The organism is Streptomyces coeruleorubidus (genome assembly GCF_008705135.1).
Classification (GTDB): domain Bacteria; phylum Actinomycetota; class Actinomycetes; order Streptomycetales; family Streptomycetaceae; genus Streptomyces; species Streptomyces coeruleofuscus.
Genome location: NZ_CP023694.1, coordinates 5238087 through 5261140, shown reverse-complemented (window position 1 = coordinate 5261140; position 23054 = coordinate 5238087). Strand labels below are relative to the sequence as shown.

The 23054-nt window shown below is 71.1% G+C and carries 26 protein-coding genes; 9 read left to right on the top strand and 17 right to left on the bottom strand.

Annotated features, from left to right (window positions below):
• Position 1: 1 nt before the first annotated feature.
• The 5 genes from CP976_RS24305 to CP976_RS24285 all read right to left on the bottom strand — a co-directional run bounded on the left by CP976_RS24305 (position 2) and on the right by CP976_RS24285 (position 5945).
• Positions 2-967, bottom strand: a complete 966-nt coding sequence (locus CP976_RS24305) for an alpha/beta fold hydrolase (protein WP_229875352.1) — start codon at positions 965-967, stop codon at positions 2-4.
• A gap of 115 nt (positions 968-1082) precedes the next feature.
• Complete coding sequence (locus tag CP976_RS24300; protein WP_150482279.1) at positions 1083-1430, bottom strand: helix-turn-helix domain-containing protein; 348 nt, start codon at positions 1428-1430, stop codon at positions 1083-1085.
• A gap of 43 nt (positions 1431-1473) precedes the next feature.
• Positions 1474-2232, bottom strand: a complete 759-nt coding sequence (locus CP976_RS24295; RefSeq protein WP_150482278.1) for a class I SAM-dependent methyltransferase — start codon at positions 2230-2232, stop codon at positions 1474-1476.
• A 297-nt stretch (positions 2233-2529) separates the two neighbouring features.
• Positions 2530-4014: a phytoene desaturase family protein gene (locus CP976_RS24290; protein ID WP_150482277.1), complete on the bottom strand. Its 1485-nt coding sequence runs from the start codon at positions 4012-4014 to the stop codon at positions 2530-2532.
• Complete coding sequence (locus tag CP976_RS24285; protein WP_167537404.1) at positions 4011-5945, bottom strand: ABC transporter ATP-binding protein; 1935 nt, start codon at positions 5943-5945, stop codon at positions 4011-4013. Before CP976_RS24285 ends, CP976_RS24290 begins: the two co-directional genes overlap by 4 nt.
• A gap of 272 nt (positions 5946-6217) precedes the next feature.
• Between CP976_RS24285 and CP976_RS24280 the strand changes: the two genes are divergently transcribed.
• Both CP976_RS24280 and gad read left to right on the top strand, forming a co-directional pair.
• On the top strand, positions 6218-7504 hold the full coding sequence (locus tag CP976_RS24280) for an ion channel protein (protein WP_150482276.1): 1287 nt from the start codon (positions 6218-6220) through the stop codon (positions 7502-7504).
• 32 nt (positions 7505-7536) lie between these two features.
• Positions 7537-8943: a glutamate decarboxylase gene (gad, locus tag CP976_RS24275; RefSeq protein WP_150482275.1), complete on the top strand. Its 1407-nt coding sequence runs from the start codon at positions 7537-7539 to the stop codon at positions 8941-8943.
• A gap of 195 nt (positions 8944-9138) precedes the next feature.
• Here gad and CP976_RS24265 read toward each other — a convergent pair whose 3' ends face one another.
• From CP976_RS24265 to CP976_RS24240, 6 genes are all read right to left on the bottom strand, one after another.
• The gene (locus tag CP976_RS24265; RefSeq protein ID WP_167537403.1) at positions 9139-9900 is read right to left on the bottom strand and encodes an ABC transporter permease; all 762 of its coding nucleotides are present in this window, start codon (positions 9898-9900) and stop codon (positions 9139-9141) included.
• The gene (locus CP976_RS24260) at positions 9897-10847 is read right to left on the bottom strand and encodes an ATP-binding cassette domain-containing protein (protein WP_167537402.1); all 951 of its coding nucleotides are present in this window, start codon (positions 10845-10847) and stop codon (positions 9897-9899) included. The genes CP976_RS24265 and CP976_RS24260 overlap by 4 nt, the downstream gene beginning before the upstream one ends.
• 73 nt (positions 10848-10920) lie before the next feature.
• Positions 10921-11562: a PadR family transcriptional regulator gene (locus CP976_RS24255; protein ID WP_150482273.1), complete on the bottom strand. Its 642-nt coding sequence runs from the start codon at positions 11560-11562 to the stop codon at positions 10921-10923.
• Between the two features lie 25 nt (positions 11563-11587).
• Complete coding sequence (locus CP976_RS24250) at positions 11588-12136, bottom strand: DinB family protein (protein ID WP_150482272.1); 549 nt, start codon at positions 12134-12136, stop codon at positions 11588-11590.
• A gap of 101 nt (positions 12137-12237) precedes the next feature.
• Positions 12238-13701 carry an aldehyde dehydrogenase family protein gene (locus CP976_RS24245; protein WP_150482271.1) on the bottom strand — a complete coding sequence of 488 codons (1464 nt, stop codon included), beginning with the start codon at positions 13699-13701 and terminating at the stop codon, positions 12238-12240.
• 90 nt (positions 13702-13791) lie between these two features.
• Positions 13792-14616, bottom strand: a complete 825-nt coding sequence (locus tag CP976_RS24240) for a helix-turn-helix domain-containing protein (protein WP_150485483.1) — start codon at positions 14614-14616, stop codon at positions 13792-13794.
• Positions 14617-14959: 343 nt separating this feature from the next.
• On the opposite strand from CP976_RS24240, the gene CP976_RS24230 reads away from it, so the two are divergent.
• Positions 14960-15475 (top strand): ATP-binding protein, encoded by a 516-nt coding sequence (locus CP976_RS24230; RefSeq protein ID WP_150482269.1) that lies wholly within the window; start codon positions 14960-14962, stop codon positions 15473-15475.
• Positions 15476-15569: 94 nt separating this feature from the next.
• On the opposite strand, the gene CP976_RS24225 is transcribed toward CP976_RS24230, so the two are convergent.
• The 5 genes from CP976_RS24225 to rpmG all read right to left on the bottom strand — a co-directional run bounded on the left by CP976_RS24225 (position 15570) and on the right by rpmG (position 18292).
• Positions 15570-15788, bottom strand: coding sequence for a DUF397 domain-containing protein (locus CP976_RS24225; RefSeq protein ID WP_229875490.1), 219 nt, complete (start codon positions 15786-15788; stop codon positions 15570-15572).
• Between the two features lie 616 nt (positions 15789-16404).
• Complete coding sequence (rpsR, locus tag CP976_RS24220; RefSeq protein WP_059419099.1) at positions 16405-16638, bottom strand: 30S ribosomal protein S18; 234 nt, start codon at positions 16636-16638, stop codon at positions 16405-16407.
• 6 nt (positions 16639-16644) lie between these two features.
• A complete protein-coding gene (locus CP976_RS24215; RefSeq protein WP_150482267.1) occupies positions 16645-17871 on the bottom strand; it encodes a CobW family GTP-binding protein in 1227 nt (408 codons plus the stop codon).
• A 4-nt stretch (positions 17872-17875) separates the two neighbouring features.
• Positions 17876-18124 carry a type B 50S ribosomal protein L31 gene (locus CP976_RS24210; protein WP_086847611.1) on the bottom strand — a complete coding sequence of 83 codons (249 nt, stop codon included), beginning with the start codon at positions 18122-18124 and terminating at the stop codon, positions 17876-17878.
• A 3-nt stretch (positions 18125-18127) separates the two neighbouring features.
• Positions 18128-18292 (bottom strand): 50S ribosomal protein L33, encoded by a 165-nt coding sequence (gene rpmG / locus CP976_RS24205; protein ID WP_010044249.1) that lies wholly within the window; start codon positions 18290-18292, stop codon positions 18128-18130.
• Positions 18293-18355: 63 nt separating this feature from the next.
• Between rpmG and rpmB the strand changes: the two genes are divergently transcribed.
• The 4 genes from rpmB to CP976_RS24185 all read left to right on the top strand — a co-directional run bounded on the left by rpmB (position 18356) and on the right by CP976_RS24185 (position 20305).
• Complete coding sequence (rpmB, locus tag CP976_RS24200) at positions 18356-18592, top strand: 50S ribosomal protein L28 (RefSeq protein ID WP_059419095.1); 237 nt, start codon at positions 18356-18358, stop codon at positions 18590-18592.
• Positions 18592-18897 (top strand): 30S ribosomal protein S14, encoded by a 306-nt coding sequence (gene rpsN / locus CP976_RS24195; RefSeq protein WP_150482266.1) that lies wholly within the window; start codon positions 18592-18594, stop codon positions 18895-18897. The genes rpmB and rpsN overlap by 1 nt, the downstream gene beginning before the upstream one ends.
• A gap of 162 nt (positions 18898-19059) precedes the next feature.
• Positions 19060-19605, top strand: coding sequence for a hypothetical protein (locus CP976_RS24190; protein ID WP_373304855.1), 546 nt, complete (start codon positions 19060-19062; stop codon positions 19603-19605).
• Between the two features lie 163 nt (positions 19606-19768).
• Complete coding sequence (locus tag CP976_RS24185; RefSeq protein ID WP_150482265.1) at positions 19769-20305, top strand: DUF4232 domain-containing protein; 537 nt, start codon at positions 19769-19771, stop codon at positions 20303-20305.
• 7 nt (positions 20306-20312) lie between these two features.
• Here CP976_RS24185 and CP976_RS24180 read toward each other — a convergent pair whose 3' ends face one another.
• Positions 20313-21413, bottom strand: coding sequence for a DUF2786 domain-containing protein (locus CP976_RS24180; RefSeq protein WP_167537401.1), 1101 nt, complete (start codon positions 21411-21413; stop codon positions 20313-20315).
• A 108-nt stretch (positions 21414-21521) separates the two neighbouring features.
• Between CP976_RS24180 and CP976_RS24175 the strand changes: the two genes are divergently transcribed.
• Together CP976_RS24175 and CP976_RS24170 are read left to right on the top strand one after the other, a co-directional pair.
• Positions 21522-22154: a LysE family translocator gene (locus CP976_RS24175; RefSeq protein WP_150482263.1), complete on the top strand. Its 633-nt coding sequence runs from the start codon at positions 21522-21524 to the stop codon at positions 22152-22154.
• Positions 22155-22213: 59 nt separating this feature from the next.
• Positions 22214-22957, top strand: a complete 744-nt coding sequence (locus tag CP976_RS24170; RefSeq protein WP_150482262.1) for a Clp protease N-terminal domain-containing protein — start codon at positions 22214-22216, stop codon at positions 22955-22957.
• The last annotated feature ends 97 nt before the right edge of the window (positions 22958-23054 follow it).

The following is a 23054-nucleotide window of genomic DNA, read 5'->3' as shown; positions in this document are numbered from 1 at the left end:
ATCACGCCGGCTCCTCCTCGCGCTGGGCGGCCCGGGTCACCTTGACGGACGGCCGCCACGACGGCCCGAGCGGTTCGCGGGGCGGTTCGCCGGCGATCAGTTCCGTCACCTCTTCGGCGTGCTTGCGCGCGGAGAGCAGGGACTCGTGATCGGAGCCGACGACGAAGTGGTGCCGGGCCCGCTCGGAGATGACGGCCAGCCTGGCCTGGATCCCGGCGTGCAGGGTGTTGTCGCCGATGTTGTTCTCCGCCGTGATGACGGTCAGCGGGCAGTCCAGCTCGGTCAGTTCCGGATAGGTCATCGCGTCCCGGTACTCCCGGTGGGCCGTGGCCCAGGTGCGGGGGGTGGCCAGGAACGCCTTGTAGCTCCGGTTGATGTCCGGGCGGTACTGCTGGTTCACGTTCATGGCGGGCCGGAAGACCGACAGACCCGTGGCGGCGAACACCTGCTCCATCACCATCCGCTGGTGGGACCAGCGGTCGACGTCGGTTCGGCGGGCGTGGCGCAGGCTGATCACTTCGGTGGCGTCGATCATGACCACCTGGGTCACACCCTTCACCGCGTCCGGATGCCGCGCCGCGTAGGCCGCGACGAAGTACCCGCCCAGGGAGTGGCCTGCCAGGACGACCGGGAGGTCGGCGATGTAGGTGTCGCGCAGCTCCTGCAACAGCTCGAAGTGCGACTCGGCGCCGTACCGGGTGTCCGGCGTGCTGAGCCCGTAGCCCGGGCGGTTGAACCGCACGTACCCCATGTCGGCGGGAAGTGCGCGGCAGACCCAGTCCCAGTATTCCTGGGGCGCGCCCATACCGTTGTCGAACAGAACGGCGCGCTGTGCCTGCGGAGGGATGTGGACGTCGACCTCGACGAGGCTGCCGTCCGGCCGCTCGTGCAGCGTATAGCGGCGGGCACGCTCGCGTTTACCGGTGAATCGAGTTACCGCACCGGTCAGAAGGCTCGCGCCGGCCAATCCAGAAATGCCGACAGCAAACTGGCGCTCCAAAGACGCCACATTCCCTCCCCCGTGATGTGAAGTGACTGTCTGCCCGGAAGGCTAACATGTGATTCCGGACTCAATTTATGAGTTAATTGACGAGCCGTCCCGGCCGAGTTCCTTCACGACGCTGCGGCGGGCGTACGGCCGTGCTCCGGCCGTATTTCCGCAGTTCCATGTAGAGTTCGCCGATCGTCGTCTTGAGCATGGCGTTTTCTTGTGCCAGTTCGGCCATCCGGGACGCTTCCTCGGTGTGTCTTCCACCGTCGCCGGCCAGACCGTTACGGCCGCCCTCAATAAACTGCCGGCGCCAGTTCGACACCGACTGCTCGGACACTCCTGCTTCCCGGGCGGCTTCCGCCGCCGTCAGTTCACCGCTCATCACCCGGACCACCAGGCCGAGTTTCTTGTCTACCGGAAGTACTGGCGGACGCCCCACGTGCAACCCCCTTATGGCCAACCGCGTGCTGTGTGTAGTGCGCTCAGGGTTTGACGTAGGAGCACATGAACATGGGCGCCCCCTCGCTGTAAGGGGTGCCGTCCCATCGCGACATACGGGCCTCGGGCTCCAGCCCGGCCTCGCGGGCGTAGCCGTCGACGTCCTCCGGGGTGGTCAGCCGCGTGAGTTCGCTGCCCACCCTGGTGGTCCCGTCGGCCTGGTACAGGATGTGCGAGCAGTGCCACAGGCCGCCGTCGAGCAGGGTGGAATGGGTCTGCACACCTGTCCCCGGCTCCGGGTAGGGGACGAAGTAGGTGGTGCGGGTCCGGCCCTCGTGAAGGGCCAGGATCGCCGGCTTGTTGTGTGTCTCGACGACCAGCCGGCCACCGGGGACCAGGAGGTCGGCCGCGCCCCGCACGGCCCGCCGCTGGTCCTCGGGAGTGGTCAGGCACGACAGGGTCGCGCATACGGAATACACCATTCCGTAGCGGGATCCCGAGGTGTAGGTGCGTATGTCCCCGTGCACCGGGGTGACGTCCCCGCCGTCCTTCAGCTTGACGCGCAGCGCGTCCAGCATCTCCGGAGAGGAGTCCACGCCGGTCACATGGCCGACGCTCCGGGACAGCGGGATGGCGATCCGCCCGGTGCCGACACCGAATTCAAGGGTCCCCGCCTCGGGAGCGGGGTGGCGGTCCGCCAGTCCCTTTACGGCCTCGGCGGTGATCCTGTCGTCCGGGATCAGTCGGTCGTACCAGCCTTCGAACTGTCTGCCGTAGCCTATGTCTGCAACTCCGGTTACCACAGATATTCCCCGTTCATGATGTCCCCACTGCCATACCGATGGGAGCGTCATGAAGCCGAGGAGTTGGAGCCGGGCGAGAGGTGGGGTGCCGGCTACAGCGGTCGCGGAAATCTCCGCAACCGCCCGCGTGGTTAGTCAGACAGCAGCACGGTAACGCCTCAACGGAGCTTGTGGGGAGCTTCGTTGGCTCCACCGTACCAAAGCGATATGGACTGTTCCATGGATTTTGGGCGCCGATTTATCACCCCGGTCCTGGATAGCGGGAGCTGACGAGACCTCGAACGAGCGCGCCCTGTATTAGCCGGGACGCCCGAATTCGAGTGGTGCCGGATCGGGCGCCAAGTCGGGTACCTCACATATCCCGAAACAATGCCGGAGTGCGGAGAGGGCGGCCAGGTATCCAGACATTCCGTGCACACTGGGACCCGGCGGGGTGGCCGAGGAACACAGGAAGACTCCGGGCAGCGGAGTGCGGTAGGGGTCGAAGCGCGGTACGGGCCGCGCGATGCTCTGATAGAGCGTCATGGCCCCGGAACCGATGTCCCCGCCGACGTAGTTGGGGTTGTAGGCCTCGTACGCGGCGGCGGCGACGGAACGGTGAGCGACGACGGTGTCCCCGAAGCCGGGGGCGTAGCGCTCGATCCGTGCCCGGACCAGGTCGTAGGGGTGGGTGGGGTCGCCGTTCGGCACATGCGCGTACGCCCACACGGGGCGCTTGCCGGGCAGGGCCCGCCCGGCGTCGGCCACCGCCGGGTCGACCACGAGGACGAACGGCTCCCCGGTCCGCACTCCGTGGGCGTTCGCCGTCTCCTGCCGCACCATCTCGGCGTGCGTGCCGCCCAGATGCACCGTGCCGGCGCGGCCCACCTCCGGGTCGGTCCAGGGGATCGGCTCGGAGACCAGGAAGTCGACCTTGGCGGCGCCCGGGCCGTAGCGGAACCGCTCCAGAGCGCGGGCGTAGGCGCGGGGCAGCCTCCCGCCCGCGAGGGCCAGCAGGCCCTTGGGGCTGGTGTCGAGGAGGACCGCGCGTGCGCCGTGCAGTTCGGACAGGTCCGCCACGTGGTGTCCGGTGTGGAAGACGCCGCCGTGCGCCGTGATGTCCTCGGCCAGCGCCTGTGCGATGCGGCCGCTGCCACCGCGCGGCAGCGGCCACCCCGTCCCGTGCGCCAGGTGGCCCAGCAGCATGGTCACCGCCGCGGACGCCACGCTCGGCAGCTTGCCGACCGCGTGCGCGGCGACACCGGTCAGCAGGGCGCGCGCCTCCTCGCCCCGGAAGCGCGCCGCGCCGAGCCGGCTGCCGTGGACCGCGACCCGGCTCGCCAGCAGCAGGGCCGCCGCTGGATCCCGCGGCAGGCCGCGCTGCCCGGACAGGACGAGGTCGACGACCGCCTCGCTGCGTTCGAGCAGCGGGCCCATCAGCCGGCGCCAGCCGGGGCCGTCGGAGCCCAGGTGCTCGCAGGTCTTCTCCAGTGAGCGGTAGGCCAGTGCGGCACGGCCCCCGTCCAGCGGATGGGCGTAACTGATCTCGGGCTGGAGGAGCTCGACCCCGCGGGCCGCCAGGTCGAACGCGCGGAAGAACGGGGACGCGGCGGCCATGGGGTGGACGGCGGAGCAGATGTCGTGCACGACGCCGGAGTCGAAGAGCGAACCGGTGCGCAGCCCTCCGCCGATGGTCCCGGCCGCCTCGTGGAGCTCCACGCGCAGCCCGGCACGGGCCAGGACCACGCCGGCCGCGAGGCCGTTGGGTCCGGTGCCCACGATGGCGACATCGGTGGTACTCACCTCTGCTCCTCACTCTTGACGGGCCGAAGCTGCAACGTCTGCTCGGTGAGTCCGACATGCGGTGGCCAGCCGACCGCGAAAGAGGGCGGGGGCGTCCACGGTTCCATCCGTTCCCGGGCGGTCGCCGGAGCCCTCGGCGGGGCCATGAGACCCGGCTCGGCGTGCAGCTGCGAGCCGGCGAGGCGCCGGTAAAGCTCGTCGCGCTCCATCAGGTCGTGGTGCACGCCGGTGGCCCGCACTCTGCCGCCCTCCATCACCACGATCTTGTCGGCGTCGATCACCGTGGAGATCCGGTGGGCGATGGCGATGACCGCACACCGCCGGGAGATCCGGCGCACCACGTCGCGGAAGTCCCGCTCCGAGTCGGAGTCCAGGTTGGAGGTGGCTTCGTCGAGCAGCATGACCGCGGGCTGCTGCAACAGCGTGCGGGCGATGCACAGGCGCTGGCGCTGGCCGCCGGACAATCCGCTGCCCTGGTCGCCGAGTTCGGTGTCGAGGCCGCGCGGGAGCTGGGCGATCACCGAGGTGAGGCCGGCCATCGCCACCGCCTCTTGGACGGCGTCGTCGCCGGCGTGGGGGTTGGCGTAGGTCAGGTTCTCCCGGATGGTGCCGCGCATGGCCGCGCTGTCCTGCTGGACATAGCCCACCAGCCCGCGGACCGTGCCGAGGGGCAGCGCCTCGATGTCGTGCCCGCTGAGCCGGACGCTGCCGCCGTCCACCGAGTAGAAGCGTTCGATCAGCTGGAACATGGTGGTCTTGCCTGCTCCCGAGGGCCCGACCACCGCCGTCAGCCCGCGCGCCGGCACGCTGAAGGAGACGCCGTTGAGCACCTGCGTCCTCTCCGCCCGCTTGCCTCGCCGGTAGGCGAAGCGCACGTCGTGGAACTCGACCGCCGGCCGGTGCCGGGCGAGCCGCCCGAGGGGCGCGGGCTCCGCCACGCCCTCCGGGCCGTCGCCCTCCTGGGCCAGGCGGGCGAGTTCGTCCACGCGGTGGACAGCGGCTCGGCCCTGGACGAACTGACCGACCCCCATGAAGAACATGACCAGCGGCGACACCAGTTGGAACAGATACATGATGAACGTGGTCAGACTGGCCATGTCCATCTCGCCGCGGGCCACCCAGGCCATCCCGACGCCCACCACGACGGCCAGGGCGCCCTGCGTGCCGACGTTCATGGACGGCATCAGCAGGGCGTTGTAGGCGTTGACCCGGATGCCCGAACGCCGCGTCCTCTCGGCCAGTCCGCCGATGCGGGCGGCCTCACGGGACTCGGCGCGGGACGCCTTCACCGTGGGCAGCGCGGAGAGCACGCGCTGTATGTCACCGGCGAACGCCCCGGTGTCGTCCCGGTTCTGCAGAGCGACCTTGCGCAGCTTCCGGGCGAGCGCGATGGAGACGATGCTGGCGGCCGCCAGACAGCTCATGGTGATGGCCATCAGCCACAGATCGATGAGGAACATCAGGACGACGCCGCCTATGACCGTGGCGCCGCTGATGATCAGCTGGGCGAGGCTCTGTGAGAGGGCAATCTTCACCAGTGAGGTATCGGTGACCGTGCGGGTGAAAATATCGCCCTGGGATTCTTTCCCGAACGCGGTGAGATCGGCGCGCAGAAGCCGTCCGACCAGGATCCGACGGACGTCGAAGACGATATTCTCCCCGGCCCGCCCGATGGCGTAGGCCTGGAGCGAGGAGAAGAGGGCGCCCGCGCAGAACAGGGCGACCAGCTGTGCGATGGGGCCGGTCAGCGGGGCACCGCCGCCCGCCGCCTCGATCAGCCTGCCGATGGCCCAGGGCTGGGCGAGCGCGGCGCCCACCCCCAGCAGGCCGAGCAGCACGCCGGTGAGCAGCAGCCCGGCGTGCTGTCCGGCGACACTCGCCACCGATCCCGCGCCGTTCGCGGCCCCGACTTCCGGGCTCGCGTTTTTCATATGACTCGCCACGCGCGCTCCCCCCGCTTTGCCGACGGTCACGGCGAATGGGCGGGCGCCGGAAAGACAGCGCTGCCATACGAGTTCCGTCGTCAAGGTGTTCGAAGGTAACACCCCATGCGGCCTAAAGTTACGAGTTAATTGACCGGCGAGCAGGGGGCCGCACCATTACCGGGGAATTGCGGCGGACCGGCGAAAGTTAATCGCTCTTCCGCTGGGCGGGCGCAAGCGTGTTTCCCGTTCGTCCCCTTTGATCCGCTTATCGTGTGCCCGTGGTCCAGGACTCCGCGCGGCAGGCGCCCTCCGTCACCCCCGCGACTCCCGCCCGCGCCCTGCTGCCGTCGGTCCTGCCCGCCCTGGCCGTGGGGGTGGTGTCCAGCCTGCTTCTGGTGGGGGTGGAAGCCGCCGCCGAGGAGCTCCAGGGCGTGCTGTGGCGGACGGTGCCGGACGCGCTGGGGGTCGGCCGGTACTCGGTGGCGTGGATGTTCGTGATGCTCGTCGCGACCGGGGTCGCCGTCGGGCTGGTGGTGTGGAAGGTGCCGGGCCACGCGGGCCCCGATCCGGCCACGGTCGGCCTGGACGCGCCGGTCCTGCCGCCCGTCGTGCTGCCGGGGCTGCTGCTGGCGACCGCGCTGATGCTGGCCGGCGGGCCGAGCCTGGGCCCCGAGAACCCGATCATCGCCGTGAACGTCGGCCTGGCGGTCTGGCTGGGCGGCCGGGCACTCCCCCGGGCGCCGGGCAGGATCTGGCCGGCGCTGGCGGAGGCGGCGACGATCGGCGCCCTGTTCGGCACGCCCGTGGCCGCGGCCCTGGTGATCTCCGAGGTGCTGGCCCGGCAGGAGACGCGCGGTCTGCTGTGGGACAACCTGTTCCCGCCGCTGACCGCCGCGGCGGCCGGTGCCCTGACGGCGACCCTCGTCGACCACCCGAGCTTCGACCTGGACCTGCCGTCGTTCGGCCGGCCGGGCTGGGGGGACCTGTCGGCGGCTGTCCTGGTCGCCGCGGCGGGCGCGCTGCTCGGCATGGGAGCCGTGCGCGCCTTCCCGTACGTCCACGCGGCGTTCCGCCGGCTGCGGCATCCGATGCTGATGCTCCCGGCGGGCGGGGCCGTGCTGGGCGCTCTCGCCGCCCTGGGCGGCCATCTGACGCTGTTCAAGGGGCTCGACGAGATCGCCGAGCTGGCGCACGACCCGGACGGCCGGTCGGCCGGTGAGTTCGCCGTCCTGACGGTGGTGAAGCTGGCCGCGCTGCTCGTCGCCGCGTCCTGCGGCTTCCGCGGCGGGCGCATCTTCCCGGCCGTGTTCGTCGGCACCGCCCTCGGGCTGTGCGCGCACGCCCTGGTGTCCGGAGTGCATCCCGCCGTGGGGGTGTCCGCCGGAGTGCTGGGGGTGCTGCTGGCCATCACCCGGCAGGGCTGGATCAGCCTGTTCGTCGCCGCCGTGCTGGTCGCCTCGCCGGGGATCATCACCCTGCTCTGCGTCGCCTCGCTGCCGGCCTGGCTGCTGGTCACGGGCCGGCCCCAGATGCAGCTGCGGCCGGACGGGACGCCCGTCCGCTGACACCCGCTCCCGAACCCATCCTGGAGGCTCCCTTGCCGCTCAACGAAGGCCCCCGTCAGCCCGGCGAACGCCGCCTGTCCGTCAACCCCTTCTACGGTCCCGCCAACCCGCTCGGCGACATGGCCGAGGCCCCGCCCACACACCGGCTCCCGGACCAGCCCATGGCACCGGCGACCGCCCACCAGCTCGTGCGCGACGAGCTGATGCTGGACGGCAACGCGCGGCTGAACCTCGCCACCTTCGTCACCACCTGGATGGAGCCGGAGGCCGGGGTGCTGATGGCGGAGTGCCGGGACAAGAACATGATCGACAAGGACGAGTACCCGCGCACCGCCGAGCTGGAGCGGCGGTGCGTGGCGATGCTCGCCGACCTGTGGAACGCGCCCGACCCGGCGGCGGCCGTGGGCTGTTCGACGACCGGGTCCAGCGAGGCGTGCATGCTCGCCGGGATGGCGCTGAAGCGGCGGTGGGCGCGGCGCAACGCCGGGCGGTACCCGGGGGCCCGGCCCAATCTGGTGATGGGCGTGAACGTGCAGGTCTGCTGGGAGAAGTTCTGCAACTTCTGGGAGGTGGAGGCCCGGCTGGTGCCCATGGAGGGCGAGCGGTTCCACCTGGACCCGCAGGCCGCGGCCGAGCTGTGCGACGAGAACACCATCGGGGTCGTCGGGATCCTCGGCTCGACCTTCGACGGGTCCTACGAGCCGGTCGCCGAGCTGTGCGCGGCGCTGGACGCGGTGCAGGAGCGCACCGGACTCGACATCCCCGTGCATGTCGACGGGGCGTCCGGTGCCATGGTCGCGCCGTTCCTCGACGAGGACCTGGTGTGGGACTTCCGGCTGCCGAGGGTGGCGTCGATCAACACCTCGGGGCACAAGTACGGGCTCGTCTACCCGGGCGTCGGCTGGGCGCTGTGGCGGGACGCGGACGCGCTGCCGGAGGAGCTGGTGTTCCGGGTCAACTACCTGGGCGGCGACATGCCGACGTTCGCGCTGAACTTCTCGCGGCCGGGCGCGCAGGTCGTGGCGCAGTACTACACGTTCCTGCGGCTGGGCCGGGACGGCTACCGGGCCGTGCAGCAGGCCGCGCGGGACGTGGCCACGGGGCTCGCCGGGCGGATCGAGGCGCTGGGTGACTTCCGGCTGCTCACCCGGGGCGACGAGTTGCCGGTATTCGCCTTCACGACCGCCCCGGACGTGACGTGGTACGACGTCTTCGACGTCTCACGGCGGCTGCGCGAGAGCGGCTGGCTGGTGCCCGCGTACACCTTCCCGCCGCACCGGGAGGACCTGTCGGTGCTGCGGGTGGTGTGCCGCAACGGCTTCTCCGCCGACCTCGCCGAGCTGCTCGCCCAGGACCTGGAACGGCTGCTGCCGGAACTGCGCCGGCAGCCGCGCCCCTTCACGCAGGACAAGGGCGCGGCGACCGGGTTCCATCACTAGCGGCTCAGGGCTCCATCACTAGGGCGTGTCCGCAAAGTCCCGCCTGCCCCGCGACGCCCGGCACGCACTCTCGCCGCACCGGCCGAACACCCACGTACAACCAGTACGCGGGCGTCCGCCCGGCACGCCGAGAGCACGCACCGAACGCCGCAGGGCCCGCCCTCCGGGCGGACGACGGGACTTTACGGACACGCCCTAGCGGCTCAGCCGCCCGAACCTCCGTACCGCCAGCGGGAAGAACACCGCCAGCAGGGCCAGGGGCCAGACGAGCGCCGCCCCCACGTGCCCGGACTCCGCGCCGGGGGTGCCGAACAGGTCCCGTACGGCCGTGGCCGTGTGGGACATGGGGTTCCACTCGACGACCGTGCCGAGCCAGCCGGGCATGGTGTCGGGGAGGGCCAGGGCGTTGGACAGGAAGCCGATGGGCCAGACCAGGATCTGCACGGCCTGGACCATCTCCGGCTTTCCGGCCACCAGCGCCAGGTAGATGCCGATCCACAGCATGGCGAACCGGAACAGGAGCAGCAGGCCCACGGCTCCCAGGAAGGCCACCGGACCGCCGTGGACCCGCCAGCCGAGCGCGGCGCCCACGCCGATGAGCACCACCAGGGCCATCGCCGACTGGAGCATGTCGGCCGCCGAACGGCCCACCAGGACGGCCCCGTCGGCCATGGGCATCGAGCGGAAGCGGTCGATGACGCCCTTGTCGAGGTCCCGGGTGACGGCGATCATCGTGCCCTCCAGGCCGAAGGCCATGGTGAGCGCGAGCATGCCGGGGATCAGGTAGTCGCGGTACTCGCCGTTCACCCCCCGGCCGCCGCCGATCAGGTAGCCGAACATGAGCAGCAGCATCACCGGGAAGATGAGGTTGACGACCAGCTGGACCGGCTGCCGCGCCCAGCGGGCGAGTTCCCGGCGGGTCATGGTCCAGGAGTCGGTCAGGGCATAGGCGGTCACGCGGCCTCCTTCACTCGGCGGTCGTCCCCGGTGAGGTGCAGGAACACCTCGTCCAGCGTCGGGCGGCGCAGGGCGACGTCCTCCGCCTCGATGCCGGCCTCCTGGAGGGCCCGTACGACTCCGGAGAGCGCCTCCATGCGGTCGGTCACCGGGGCGCTCAGCAGGCGGCGGTCGGTGTCGACGGTGACTCCGGTGAGCGGCAGCAGGGCGACAGCCGCGCCCAGTTGGCCAGCCTCCCGCAGGACCACGTCGATGCGGTCGCCGCCGGTCTCCGCCTTCAGCTCGTCCGCGGTGCCCTCGGCGATGACCCGGCCGGCGTCGACGACCGAGATGCGGTCGGCGAGCTGGTCGGCCTCCTCCAGGTACTGCGTGGTGAGCAGGACCGTCGTACCGCCGCCGACCAGGGAGCGGACGGAGTCCCACACCTCGGCGCGGCCGCGCGGGTCGAGGCCGGTGGTCGGCTCGTCCAGGAACAGCACCTCCGGTTCGGTGATCAGGGAGGCCGCGAGGTCCAGGCGGCGCCGCATGCCGCCGCTGTACTGCCGGACCGCCTTGCGGCCGGTGTCGGCCAGGTCGAAGCGCTCCAGGAGCTCGTCGGCACGCGCGCGTGCCCGCCTCGCGCCCAGGTGGTGCAGCCGGCCGAACAGCTCCAGGTTCTGCCGCCCGCCCAGTTCCTCGTCGAGCGCGGCGTGCTGGCCGAGCAGGCCGATGCGCAGCCGTACGGCGTACGCCTCGCGCACCACGTCGTGCCCGGACACCTCGATCCGGCCCGCGTCGGGTCGCAGCAGGGTGGACAGGACCCTCACCAGGGTGGTCTTGCCCGCGCCGTTCGGGCCGAGCACCCCGTGCACCGTGCCGCGCGCGACCCGCAGGTCGAGCCCGTCCAGCGCCTTCTTTCCGCCGTATCTCTTCTCCGCGCCATCGACGGTGATCGCCGTGTCGGCCACAGGGACTCCCTCGCTAGTCAAACTTGACTACACGCTCGAAGGTAACCCCGGGCCTTCCATTCGTCAAATTTGATTAGCGGTCGTCCTCCGGGTGCCGCTCCCCCGTCGCGTACGGGTTCTCCGCGCCCTCGGCCAGCACGCCGACGAACGGGTCGCCCTCGTCGGCGAAGGTGTAGGCACCGCCCTCGATGCGCTCGATGAGACCGCGGGTCCACTCGGCCTCGGAGTCGGCCGTGTGGACCCACATGTTCATGATCTCGCCGATGTGGCCCAGTTGTCCGGACCCCTCCTCGGGGACGTAGTGCTCCAGGACGGAGGCCCGCCACTGCTCGATCCGCAGGGTGCGCTCCTTCAGCAGCGCGACCGCCTCGGCCCGCGGCAGGTCGACGACGAAGCCGACGGCGGCCGTCTTCACGTCCCCCCGCTGGTCGTACGTGACCAGCGCCTCGCGCAGCAGCCGGAAGTACTCCTCGGTCCCCTGCCCGGTGAGCTCGTACTCCGTGCGCGGCGGGCCGCCGGCCGTGGACGGGGCGACCTCGTGCGCGTGCAGCAGCCCTTGCTTCGCCATCTGCTTCAGGGCGTGGTAGATCGAGCCGGGCTTGGCGCTGGACCACTCGTGCGCGCCCCAGTACTCCAGGTCGTTGCGCACCTGGTAGCCGTGGGCCCGCCCGTGCATGCGGACCGCGCCGAGCACGAGGAGACGGATCGCTGACATGGGGCCAGCGTAGAACCACAGGGCCTCAGCCCCAGGAGCTGCCCTGCTCCTTCGCCACCAGTTCGAAGGCGGTGGCGCCGTCCAGCGACTCCCGGATGATGTCGGCGTGGCCGGCGTGCCGGGCCGTCTCGCGGATCAGGTGCAGGCACACCCAGCGCAGCGAGAGCCACTCGTCCTTCGGGTTCCAGGACGTCTTCTCCAGCAGGAAGGTGTCGTCGAGGCTGGGCGCCGATCGGATGAACGCCTCCGTCTCGGCCGCCACCTTCTCGTAGTACGCGAGACAGGACTCCACGCTTTCGTCGCCCACCAGCCGGAAGCACTCGTGCCAGTTCGACTCGTCCCGCTGGACGGCCGGCGGCTCGCCCTTGGCACGCGCGATCCAGCCCTGCTCGACCTCGGCGACGTGCTTGAGCAGCCCGCCGAGCGACAGCTCACTGGCGCTGGGCGTGCTCGCGGCCTGCTCCTCGGTCAGCCCCAGCACCGCCCGCCGGATGCCGCCGCGCTGCTCCTCGATGAAGGAGAGCAGCGCTCCGCGCTCGTCGCCGGGTGCCTCCGCGGGAACGTGAGTGACCATGACCGCCGCCTTTCGCCGGATCCGGGGGCCTCTCCCCCGACACAGACGAAGTTACGGACCCTTGCGGTCAGGTTCTGTCCGCAAGGGACCGCCGTTGAGGTCTAGAACGGGAAACCGCTCCGCCCGTGCTGCACGGAGATCCACTTCAGCGTGGTGAAGGAGTCCAGCATCGTCTCGCCGTTGAGCCGGCCCAGACCCGAGTGCTTCTCGCCGCCGAACGGGACGATCGGCTCGTCGTGGACGGTGCCGTCGTTCACGTGGAACATGCCGGTGTCGATCTGCTTGGCGAAGTTCACACCGCGCTCGATGTCACCGGTGTGGACGGCGCCGCTCAGGCCGTACGGGGTGTCGTTGACGAGGCGTACGGCCTCCTCCTCGCCGTCGAACGGGACGAGGAAGGCGACCGGGCCGAAGACCTCCTGCCGCAGCAGGGCCGAGTCGGCGGGCAGGCCGGTCAGGACGGACGGCTCGACGAGGTTGTCGATGCGCCCGCCGCGCACCAGGGCCGTGGCGCCCTCGGCGAGGGCCTGCTCGACCGCGCCCGCGACGGCGTCCGCCTGCGAGGAGTTGATGACCGGGCCGATGACGGTCTCCGGGTCGCGCGGGTCGCCCGCCTTGAGGGTCTTCACCTTGGCGACGAACTTCTCGGTGAACTCGCCGGCGACGGTCCGGTCGACCAGGATGCGGTTGGCGGCCATGCAGACCTGGCCCTGATGGACGTACCGGCTGAAGACGGCCGCGTCGACCGCGTAGTCGATGTCGGCGTCGTCGAGGACCACCAGCGCGCTGTTGCCACCGAGTTCGAGGACTGAGCGCTTGAACTGCCGGGCGCAGACGGTGGCCACGTGCCGGCCGACCTGGTCGGAGCCGGTGAAGGAGATGACCTTGGGCACCGGGTGCTCGAGGAAGGCGTCGCCGATCTCCGCGATGTCGGTGATGACGACGTTCAGCAGACCGCCGGGCAGCCCCGCGTCCTCGAAGATCTTCGCGACCAGGGCGCCGCCGACGATCGGCGTGTTCTGGTGCGGCTTGAGCACCACGGCGTTGCCGAGCGCGAGCGCCGGGGCGACGGACTTGATCGAGAGCAGGAACGGGAAGTTGAAGGGGCTGATCACGCCCACGACGCCGACCGGTACGCGGTAGACGCGGTTCTCCTTGCCGTCCACCGGCGAGGGGAGGATCCGGCCTTCGGGGCGCAGCGCGAGCTGGACCGCCTCGCGCAGGAACTCCTTGGCGAGGTGCAGTTCGAAGGCGGCCTTCAGGCGCGTCCCGCCGAGCTCGGCGACGATCGCCTCGGATATCTCGGCCTCGCGCTCCTCGATGAGCCTCAGGGCCTTCTCGAAGACGCCACGGCGGACGTAGGGGTTGGTCGCGGCCCACTGCTTCTGGGCCCGGGCGGCCGCCTGGTACGCCTGGTCGACCTCGTCGACGGTGGCTATCGTGATCGACGCCAGCTTCTCGTCGTCGTACGGGTTGAAGTCGATGATGTCCCAGGAACCGGTACCCGGGCGCCACTCACCGTCGATGTACTGCTGTGCAAGGTCGGTGAAGTAGGACGACGACATGTGATCCCTCGATCCCTAGCAGACCCTCGATCGCGCCTTCACGATCTGATCACACGTCATCGTACTGACGTTTCAGGCGAGTTGGAGGCTTCAGGAGAGTTGGAGGAGCCCCCGGAGGAGATCCCGGCTCTCCGAAGGGCCCGGGCTGTCGCTCTGGAGCTCCTTGAGCGCCTTCTCGTACTGGGCGACGTCCTCGGGCTTGTCCAGGTACAGAGCGCTGGTGAGCTGCTCCAGGTAGACGACGTCCGAGAGGTCGGACTCCGGGAAGCTGAGGATCGTGAACGCGCCACTTTCGCCGGAGTGGCCGCCGAGGCTGAACGGCACGATCTGAAGCCGCACGTTGGGCCGCTCGGAGACCTCGATGAGGTGCTGGAGCTGGCCGCGCATCACCTCGCGGTCGCCGTACGGGCGGCGCAGGGCGGCCTCGTCCAGGATGATGTGGAAGTCGGGCGCGCGCTCGTCGACGAGGTACTTCTGCCGCTCCAGGCGCAGCGCCACGCGCCGCTCGACATCGGCCTCGCTGGCGCCCTGCATGCCGCGCCGGACCACCGCGTGGGCGTACGCCTCGGTCTGGAGCAGGCCGTGCACGAACTGCACCTCGTACGCCCGGATCAGCGAGGCGGCGCCCTCCAGGCCGACGTAGGTGGGGAACCAGCTCGGCAGCACGTCCGAGTAACTGTGCCACCAGCCCGCGACGTTGGCCTCCTTGGCCAGGGACAGCAGGGAGGCGCGCTCCTGCTCGTCCGTGATGCCGTACAGCGTCAGCAGGTCCTCGACGTCTCTGGTCTTGAAGCTCACCCGGCCCAATTCCATCCGGCTGATCTTCGACTCGGAGGCGCGGATCGAATAGCCCGCCGCCTCGCGCGTGATGCCCCGCGCCTCACGCAGTCGCCTGAGTTGTGATCCGAGCAGCATGCGCCGCACCACCGATCCCGGCTCTCCCGCGCTCACGTTCGCCAGCCTCCCCAACGTCTCCAGGGGCCGAAGTCTGCCACTAAAACACTCCGAGCAGTACTCGTCCGGTTACGGAAACGGAATCGGGCCGCCGGACGCACGCACGCGAAACGAGGAAAGAGGAAAGCGAACGGGCGGACAGCGCCGCGAAGATGACGGAAAAATTGACCAACAAGCGGTACGGGACGACTCATTCCGGTCACCTGCACGTGCATCTGCCCTTGCATCTGCTGTACGCATCCGAAACCATGGTCCCGCACCACCGCCGCATCGCACCGACCGCGAATTCCCGGGAGTGCCTCGCATGGGGACGAATGGATCGACCATGCTCGAGCCGTTACGGCAGGGCCTTCCGCCGCTGGATCCCGCGGCCGTGTCCGACGCCGCCTCCTGCGCTCTGCCCGCCCGCTACGAAGCAGTGCGCGAGGCACGGCGGTTCACCCGCAGAACGCTCGACCAGTGGGACATGGGCGACCGTTTCGACGACGTCTGCCTGGTGGTCTCGGAACTCGTCACCAACGCCCTGCGGCACGGCCTGCCGGCGAGCAGCCGGTGTGCCGCCGGTCACGAACCTCCCGTACGGCTGCACCTGATGCGGTGGGCCGAGCGGCTGGTGTGCGCGGTGCGCGATCCCAGTCACGACAGTCCCGTCACCCGGGAGACCGACGACTTCTCGGCCGAGTCGGGCCGCGGGCTGTTCCTCGTCGACTCCTTCAGCGACAGCTGGGGCTGGCACCCGCTGGCGGGCGCGCTCGACGGCAAGGTGGTCTGGGCGCTGTTCCGGCTGCCGCGGCCCGGTTCGGGGCCGAACGCGGAATGAGAAACCGCGGCGCTTCCTGACGCCGCGGTTCTACGCGCGTCGCGGCGCGTCGAGTACCGATTGCCCCGTTTCACGCCAGGGGCCTGCCGGGACGTCAGCCCCCCACCAGGTGGTCGAACTCGCCGTCCTTCACACCCAGCAGCATGGCCTCGATCTCCGCACGGGTGTAGACCAGCGCGGGACCGTCGGGGAAGCGCGAGTTGCGGACGGCCACGTCACCGCCCGGCAGCCGGGCGAACTCCACGCACGAGCCCTGCGAGTTGCTGTGCCGGCTCTTCTGCCAGGCCACATCGCGAAGCCTGGTGGCCGCCATACCGTTGTACACGTCGTGGTCCACAGGTCGCTCCCCGGTGGTGCACTGGCTGGTGTGGCCATTGATGCAGTGGTCAACTGACCCGGATCATAGCCCTGTTCATGTGCAGATGCATGGGCAGATGCACGTGCACGGGGGGTGGTCCTCCGGTTACAGCTTTGACGACCGCTTTACCGAAAGCTCTTGCCTGTTTGACGGCCCTGCACCGCCGCTCGTTCCCCGGGGCCCGCGGCCAAGTCGGCGGGTTCGGCGGAGGTGTCGTGGAGGCGGAGCATCCGCTCGGCGGCGGGAACGGGTGCCGGGGCGGTGGCCGGCCGGAGAAGCGGGAGCTGGGGCGTGGGGTCCGGCGCCCCGGGCAGGACCGTCCGGCCTCGATGCGGAAGACGGCCGCGGTATGCGGAGGCGGGGAGAAATGGGCCGTGCGGATGACCGTGAGGTCGTCCTCCGGGCCCGTACCGAGGTCGGACCATCGCCGGACAGGCAGTCGGCCACCCGGCCCTGACGGACCGCCCGGCATGCGCCCCGTGCGGCCCCGCGACCAAAGCATGAGGTTCCCCACGCGTCAAGCGTGGGGAACCTCACCCGGGTTGGGACGGTCTGCGGCCGGCGTAGGGCCTCAGCGGCTGGAGTACGGCAGCAGCGCCATCTCGCGCGCGTTCTTGATCGCCCGGGCGAGCTGCCGCTGCTGCTGGGCCGACACGCGGGTGACCCGGCGGCTGCGGATCTTGCCGCGGTCGGAGATGAACTTCCGCAGCAGGTCGGTGTCCTTGTAGTCGATGTACTCGATCCCGGCCTGGTCCAACGGGTTGGGACGGTTCTTGACGGGCTTGCGGTCGATCTTGCGGGGCATGTCGGGTCAGACCTCCAGGAGGGTGTCGAAGGCGTGCGGCAGGCGCTGCCAGGCGTCGCGCCCGGCCGCGTACTCGGCGTCGGTCAGCAGGCAGGACTCCAGCAGCCGCTCCAGGCCGTCCCGGTCCAGGCCGGGCGAGGTGAAGACCAGGTGCTGGCCGCGGTCGCCGTGCTCGGGGTGCCAGTCCAGCGCGGCGGCGGCACGGCGCACCGGCGGGACCATCTCCCAGGCCGCGTCCGGCAGCGAGGCCAGCCACGGCCCCACGCTCTCCACGCAGAGCGCCCCGCCCGCCGCGTCCCAGTGGAACAGCGTGTCGGGCTTGTCGGCGAGCCAGAACCTGCCCCGGCTGCGGGCGGCCGCGCAGGTCAGGTCCTCCAGGGCCGCGTAGAGCCGCTCCGGGTGGAAGGGGCGGCGCTGCTGCCAGACCAGGGTGGAGACGCCGTGCGCGTCGGCCTCGGCGGGGAACAGGGCGCAGGCCGGGTGCTGGGCGGACGCCGCCGACTCCACGTCGAAGCCGGCCAGGGCGGCCTCGGCCAGCGGCCCGCCCGAGGACGGGCGCCGCCGCGGGGGCGGCACGGTCAGGCCGTCGGCCGTGCCCTGCGCGAAGGCGCCGAGCGCGGGTGCGCCCGCCAGGTCACCGTGGCCGATCGGGACCTGGCGGGCCGTCGGGTGCAGCTGGGCGAGCAGTTCGCGGTCCTCGTCGTCGGCCTCCGGGGACTCGGCGATCGCGAGGACGGGGGCGTACTCCAGCTGGCGGGCGAAGGTGTCGGCGACCGTGCGCTGGTCGGTGGCGGCGGCGGCGAGACCGCCGTCGGCCAGGTCGTCGCCGTTGCCGAGGTACGGCAGGACCAGGGCCGGGTCGACGGCGGTGATCACGCCGGTGACGGTGAGCCCGCCGGCCGTGACGACCTCCGCCATGGCCTTGGGCTCGACGGAGTCCCACAGCTCGACGACGGCCAGGGGCGTGTGTCCGGCGTCCGCGAGCCGCTCCAGCTCCGGGACCAGGTCCTCGCGCAGGGCGCAGCAGGCGCAGTCGTTGACGAGCGGCGCCTCCCCCGCGTCCAGGATGCCGGTGGCGTCCCGGACGGTCCGTACGACCGTGCCGGCCGCGGCCGTCGCCAGGTCGTGGTGGAGGGCGACGCTGCCGGGCACGTCGGCGAGCAACTGCGCCACGGCCGCCTTGCGGGCGTCGGCGTGCAGCCCGCCGACGATCACGACGGAGAGCTCGGGCACGGGGTCAGCCCTTCTTTCCGTACCGGCGCTCGAAGCGCTCCACGCGTCCCGCGGTGTCCAGGACGCGGGCGGTGCCGGTGTAGAAGGGGTGGCTGACGTCGGAGATCTCGACGTCCACGACCGGGTAGGTGTTGCCGTCCTCCCACTCGATCGTCTTCTCGCTCGTCATCGTCGAGCGGGTGAGGAACGCGTAGTCCGCGGCACGGTCACGGAAGACGACGGGGCCGTAGTCCGGGTGGATTCCCTCGCGCATCGGTCAGCGCTCCTCTCGGAAGTCGACGTGGCGGCCGACGACCGGATCGAACTTGCGCAAGGTCAGTCGGTCCGGGTCGTTGCGACGGTTCTTGCGGGTCACGTAGGTGTAGCCGGTCCCGGCCGTGGACCGGAGCTTGATGACCGGCCGGAGTTCATTGCGTGCCATGCCGCTATGCTACTGAAAATGAATTCCATTTACATCTCCTGAGCCAGAGAGGTACGTCACCACATGTCCGCGCACTGCATGCTGACCGGCACCCAGCCCGGCTTCGGCAACCGCATCTCGCACTCCCACCGGCGCACGTCACGCCGGTTCGACCCCAACATCCAGACCAAGCGCTACTGGCTGCCGAGCGAGGGCCGGTACGTACGCCTGCGGCTGAGCGCCAGGGCGATCAAGACCATCGACACGATCGGAGTCGAGGCGGCCGTCGCCCGGATCCGCGCCCGGGGAGTGAAGGTCTGATGGCGAAGAAGAGCAAGATCGCGAAGAACGACAAGCGGCAGGAGATCGTCGCGCGGTACGCCGCCCGGCGCGCCGAGCTGAAGGAGATCGTCCGGCGGCCGTCGTCCACGGACGCCGAACGGCTCGCCGCGCAGGCGGAACTGCGCAGGCAGCCGCGCGACGCCAGCGCCACGCGGGTGCGCAACCGGGACCAGGTGGACGGGCGGCCGCGCGGTTACTTCCGGACGTTCGGGCTGTCCCGGGTGAGCCTGCGGGAGCAGGCGCACGCGGGATATCTGCCAGGGGTACGCAAGTCGTCCTGGTGATCCCGGCTTTTCCCGGCGCCGGGCCGGTAAGAGGCCCCCGGGGGTTGGCCCCGGGGGCTCTTGACCGGCCCTGGTAGCTTGCTGCGGTCGTTCCGGCATGGGCCGGCGGGCTCCGACCGGGGCCGTCGGCCGGCTACACCTTGGGGGCTTGCAGTGACTTCGGTGATCTTCTCGCGTCGTCCGGGAGCATGTCGCCCGGGAGCGCGTCGGCGCGCTCGGGTCGCCGCGGCGGCCGCGGGCCTGGCGGGCGTGCTCGTGCTGTCCGCGTGCAGCGGTGACGGCGACTCCGGGGACGGCTCGGCGTCCAGCCCGGCCCCGTCCGCCACGGCGTCCACCGGGGCGGGCGGCGACTCCGGGTCCGCGTCCGGTTCCGACGGTTCCGGCGGGTCGGACGCCGGCGGGCTCCAGGGAAGCTGGCTCGCGACGACCGGCGGGAAGGCCGTGGCCCTGGTGATCACCGGCAAGCAGGCCGCGATCTTCGCCACCGGCGGCAGCGTGTGCACCGGCACCGCGGGCGAGGAGTCCGGGACGCGGATGATCCGCCTGAAGTGCACGGACGGCAACAAGGAACGGGCGACCGGCACGGTCGACTCCGTGAGCGGCAAGAGCCTCAAGGTCACCTGGGAGGGCGGCCTCGGCGCGGAGACGTACACCAAGGCCGAGGGCGGGAAGCTGCCGACCGGGCTGCCGACGGGGGGCCTCGGGTAGCAGGACCTCGAAGTACGGACGGGCCGTGATCACCTTCGGGCGCCTCGGCCCGTCCGGCTTTCGGGGGATTCGCGGGGGGGTGAGTGCCCGTACCGCATCCGCGTGCGTGATGATCCAGGGGCCCGACCGAAGCCGCTCATGCTCATCACGCTCAGAGGACCCCATGCGCACCTTGCCCCTCACCCTGGCAGCCGCCCTCGCCGCCACGCTCCTGCTGACCGCCTGCGACGACGGCAAGACCGGCGACGACGACGCGAAGAACGCCGATCCGGCGAACGGTTCGGCCTGCGCGATCGGCGACCTGGGCGTGGAGGTCGGGGCCGGTGCCGCCCCGGCCGCCGGGGACACCGGCAACGTCACCGTCACGCTCACCAACCAGGGCGCGCAGTGCACCCTGAAGGGCTTCCCCGCCGTCGACCTCGCGGCCGAGGACAGCACGACGTCCGTGTCCCCGGTGGAGGGCGCGAAGGCCCAGCCGCTCACGCTGGGGAAGGGCGGCACCACGTCCTTCACGATCACCTACGTCCGGGGCGAGGCCGGCTCCGCGAAGAGCCTTGCCGTACGGAAGGCGTCCTTCACCCTGCCCGGCGCCCCCGAGGACGCGCACGACCTGACGTGGTCGTACGGCGAGGTCGCCCGGAGGGACGGGGGCGGCGCGGCGCAGGCCTCGGTGAGCGGCTTCGAGTCCTCGGGCGACTGACGGCAGGTCAGCGCAGCGGCGGGCGGTGTCCGACCTGGGCGCGGTCCGCCGCCTGCGCGCCCTCCGTCCAGCCCGCCGCGTCGCGCACACCGCGCAGGCGGGTCGTGGTCGTCTCCGGGAACATCGAGTCCAGCCGGCCGGTGACCGCCACGTCGCGGGAGGCGAGGACCGGGAGCAGGTCCTCCGTCACCTGGGTCTCGGCGGCTGCCGCGAGGCGGGTGCCGATGCGGTGGGCGTAGGCCGCGAGGAAGGACTGCCGGAACGTCTTGGTGCGCTTGCGGCCGGCCGCACGCTGAGCGGCCTCCGCCTTCGTCATCGCGGTCGTGGCCTGCACGAGGAGTGAGGTGTAGAGGAGTTCGACCGCTTCGAGGTCGGTTTCGAAGCCGACGACGGTGGAGAAGCCGAGGGGCTCGTTCCACACCGCCCGGCAGTGGTTGGCGGCGGCGACGGCGTCCAGCAGCACCGCCTTGGCCTGCTCGTACGGCGGTTCGACACCGATCCGGCAGGCCCCGGGCGTCTCGGGCGAGGGCGCCCGGGCCGCGAGCAGCGCCTCGTCGACACTGTGCCGGGCCATCAGCTCCTGCGCCTTGGCACTGAGCGCCTCCGCCTCCTCCGGGAAGCCGGTGGCCTCCGCCTTGGCGAGCAGGGCGCGGATCCGGCCGAGCATCCGGGACTCGGCCTTCGGCTCCCCGGTCGACTCGTCGAGGGACTCGAGCGCGGGCAGGCGCAGCAGCAGGCGGTACAGCTCCAGCACGGCGGTGGCGTACGAGAAGCGGTCGGTGCGGGGCGGGGCCTCGGCGGGGAGCTCCGCGAGCTGCGCGCTCCAGCGGCGGCCGCGCGGACGGTCGTGCGGCGCCTGTGCCCGGATCAGCTCCGTCACAAGGCGTACGTGTATGTCGTCCAGCTCCCGCCGGACGGTCCGTACGACGTCGGCCGGCTGCCAGCCGCGCCGCCAGGCCGTCGCCACGAACTCCTCACCGCGCCGGGCGAGTTCGGCGTCCGCCGCCGGGTCGGACGCGAGCAGGGACGCGCCGGTGTCGAGGGCCGTCTCGCTGTTGTCGTACAGGGCGGTCTCGAACGCGCGGTCGACGGTGGTGGGCGTACTCACGGGCCGATGGTGCCACGCCGGTGCGGACGGCCGGGCATGCGCGACCTCGTGCGTCTCACTCCCCGGAATTGGGTCATCCGCGCACGGCGGGGACTCGACCATGGCCGCATGGTGGACATGTCTCTGTACGCGGCGTTCCTCGTCGCCGCATTCGCGCTCTGCATCACCCCCGGCCCGGACATGATGTTCATCGTGGCGATGGGCGGACGGGGCGGGCCCACGGCCGGGGTGATGGCGGCGTTCGGGGTGGCGTGCGCGATGCTCGTGCACGCGGGCGCGGCGGCCCTCGGTCTGTCGGCCCTGTTCACGGCGTTGCCGACGCTGTACCACGTGCTGCGCTGGGCGGGCGCGGCCTATCTGCTCTATCTGGCGGTGAAGGCGTTCCGCGACCGTTCGGTGCCGGGCGAGGAGGGGACGGGCGCGGTCGGGCCGGGGATGAGGCGGGCGTTCTGGCAGGGCGCGATCACCAATCTGCTCAACCCCAAGGTGATCCTCTTCAACGTGGCGTTCCTGCCGCAGTTCGTGGACCCGTCACTCGGTCATGTCCAGGGTCAGTTGCTGCTGCTCGGGGTCACGCTCGTGGTGATGGGCTTCCTGTGGGACGGCAGCGTCGGCCTGCTCGCGGGGAGGCTGGCGTCCCATCTCAGGCGCAGCGCACGCGTGAACCGCTGGCTGAACATCGTCTCCGGGACGGTGTTCACGGGGCTGGCGGTGCGATTGGCGGCGACGTCTCCGAAGTAGTCACGGCAGATGTCAACTCGCGGTTGACACCCCTGGGGGCGCAACCTACGGTTGACACTATGACGACGAACCCCAGCATCACGTCATCGTTCCGCCTCGACGACCTGATCGCGGCGATCAAGAAGGTGCACCAGGAACCCCTCGAACAGCTCCAGGACGCGGTACTCGCCGCCGATCACCTCGGCGAGGTGGCCGACCACCTGATCGGCCACTTCGTGGACCAGGCCCGGCGGTCGGGCGCCTCCTGGACGGACATCGGCAAGAGCATGGGGGTCACCCGGCAGGCCGCGCAGAAACGCTTCGTGCCGAAGGAGTCGGCGGACCTCGACCCGAGCCAGGGCTTCAACCGCTACACGCCCCGCGCCCGCAACACGGTGATGGCCGCGCACAACGAGGCCCGGTCCGCGCGCAACGCCGAGGGCGTACCCGAGCACCTCGTCCTCGGTCTGCTGGCGGAGCCCGACGGTCTCGCCGCGAAGGCGCTCGTCAAGCAGGGCGTCTCCCTCGACGCGGTCCGCGAGGCGGCGACCGCCGCACTGCCGCCGGCCGTCGAGGAGCCCCCGGAGCTCGTGCCGTACGGCCAGGCCGCCAAGAAGGTCCTGGAGCTCACCTTCCGCGAGGCGCTGCGCCTGGGCCACAACTACATCGGCACCGAGCACATCCTGCTCGCCCTGCTGGAGCACGAGAACGGCGAGGGCGTCCTCAGCGGCCTGGGCATCGGCAAGGAGCCGACCGAGCAGTACGTGTCCGGGGTGCTGGAGAAGATCGTGCAGGCGCAGAAGGACACGCCGGACGAGGCGTGAGACCGCCTGGGCGGGGACCAGGGTGGTGACCGGTGACCCAGGTGGCGACCGGGTCCGGGGTGGCGACCGGCACGGCGGCCCAGAGGGCATTGTCAGA

What these genes read in the sequence shown, in the direction of transcription:
- CP976_RS24285 (WP_167537404.1), bottom strand. Translation starts at nt 5,945, where the DNA reads ATGAAAAACGCGAGCCCGGAAGTCGGGGCCGCGAACGGCGCGGGATCG.
- CP976_RS24255 (WP_150482273.1), bottom strand. Translation starts at nt 11,562, where the DNA reads ATGTCAGCGATCCGTCTCCTCGTGCTCGGCGCGGTCCGCATGCACGGG.
- CP976_RS24250 (WP_150482272.1), bottom strand. Translation starts at nt 12,136, where the DNA reads ATGGTCACTCACGTTCCCGCGGAGGCACCCGGCGACGAGCGCGGAGCG.
- CP976_RS24245 (WP_150482271.1), bottom strand. Translation starts at nt 13,701, where the DNA reads ATGTCGTCGTCCTACTTCACCGACCTTGCACAGCAGTACATCGACGGT.
- CP976_RS24240 (WP_150485483.1), bottom strand. Translation starts at nt 14,616, where the DNA reads ATGCTGCTCGGATCACAACTCAGGCGACTGCGTGAGGCGCGGGGCATC.
- CP976_RS24230 (WP_150482269.1), top strand. Translation starts at nt 14,960, where the DNA reads ATGGGGACGAATGGATCGACCATGCTCGAGCCGTTACGGCAGGGCCTT.
- CP976_RS24225 (WP_229875490.1), bottom strand. Translation starts at nt 15,788, where the DNA reads ATGGCGGCCACCAGGCTTCGCGATGTGGCCTGGCAGAAGAGCCGGCAC.
- rpsR (WP_059419099.1), bottom strand. Translation starts at nt 16,638, where the DNA reads ATGCCCCGCAAGATCGACCGCAAGCCCGTCAAGAACCGTCCCAACCCG.
- CP976_RS24210 (WP_086847611.1), bottom strand. Translation starts at nt 18,124, where the DNA reads ATGCGCGAGGGAATCCACCCGGACTACGGCCCCGTCGTCTTCCGTGAC.
- rpmG (WP_010044249.1), bottom strand. Translation starts at nt 18,292, where the DNA reads ATGGCACGCAATGAACTCCGGCCGGTCATCAAGCTCCGGTCCACGGCC.
- rpmB (WP_059419095.1), top strand. Translation starts at nt 18,356, where the DNA reads ATGTCCGCGCACTGCATGCTGACCGGCACCCAGCCCGGCTTCGGCAAC.
- rpsN (WP_150482266.1), top strand. Translation starts at nt 18,592, where the DNA reads ATGGCGAAGAAGAGCAAGATCGCGAAGAACGACAAGCGGCAGGAGATC.
- CP976_RS24185 (WP_150482265.1), top strand. Translation starts at nt 19,769, where the DNA reads ATGCGCACCTTGCCCCTCACCCTGGCAGCCGCCCTCGCCGCCACGCTC.
- CP976_RS24175 (WP_150482263.1), top strand. Translation starts at nt 21,522, where the DNA reads ATGGTGGACATGTCTCTGTACGCGGCGTTCCTCGTCGCCGCATTCGCG.
- CP976_RS24170 (WP_150482262.1), top strand. Translation starts at nt 22,214, where the DNA reads ATGACGACGAACCCCAGCATCACGTCATCGTTCCGCCTCGACGACCTG.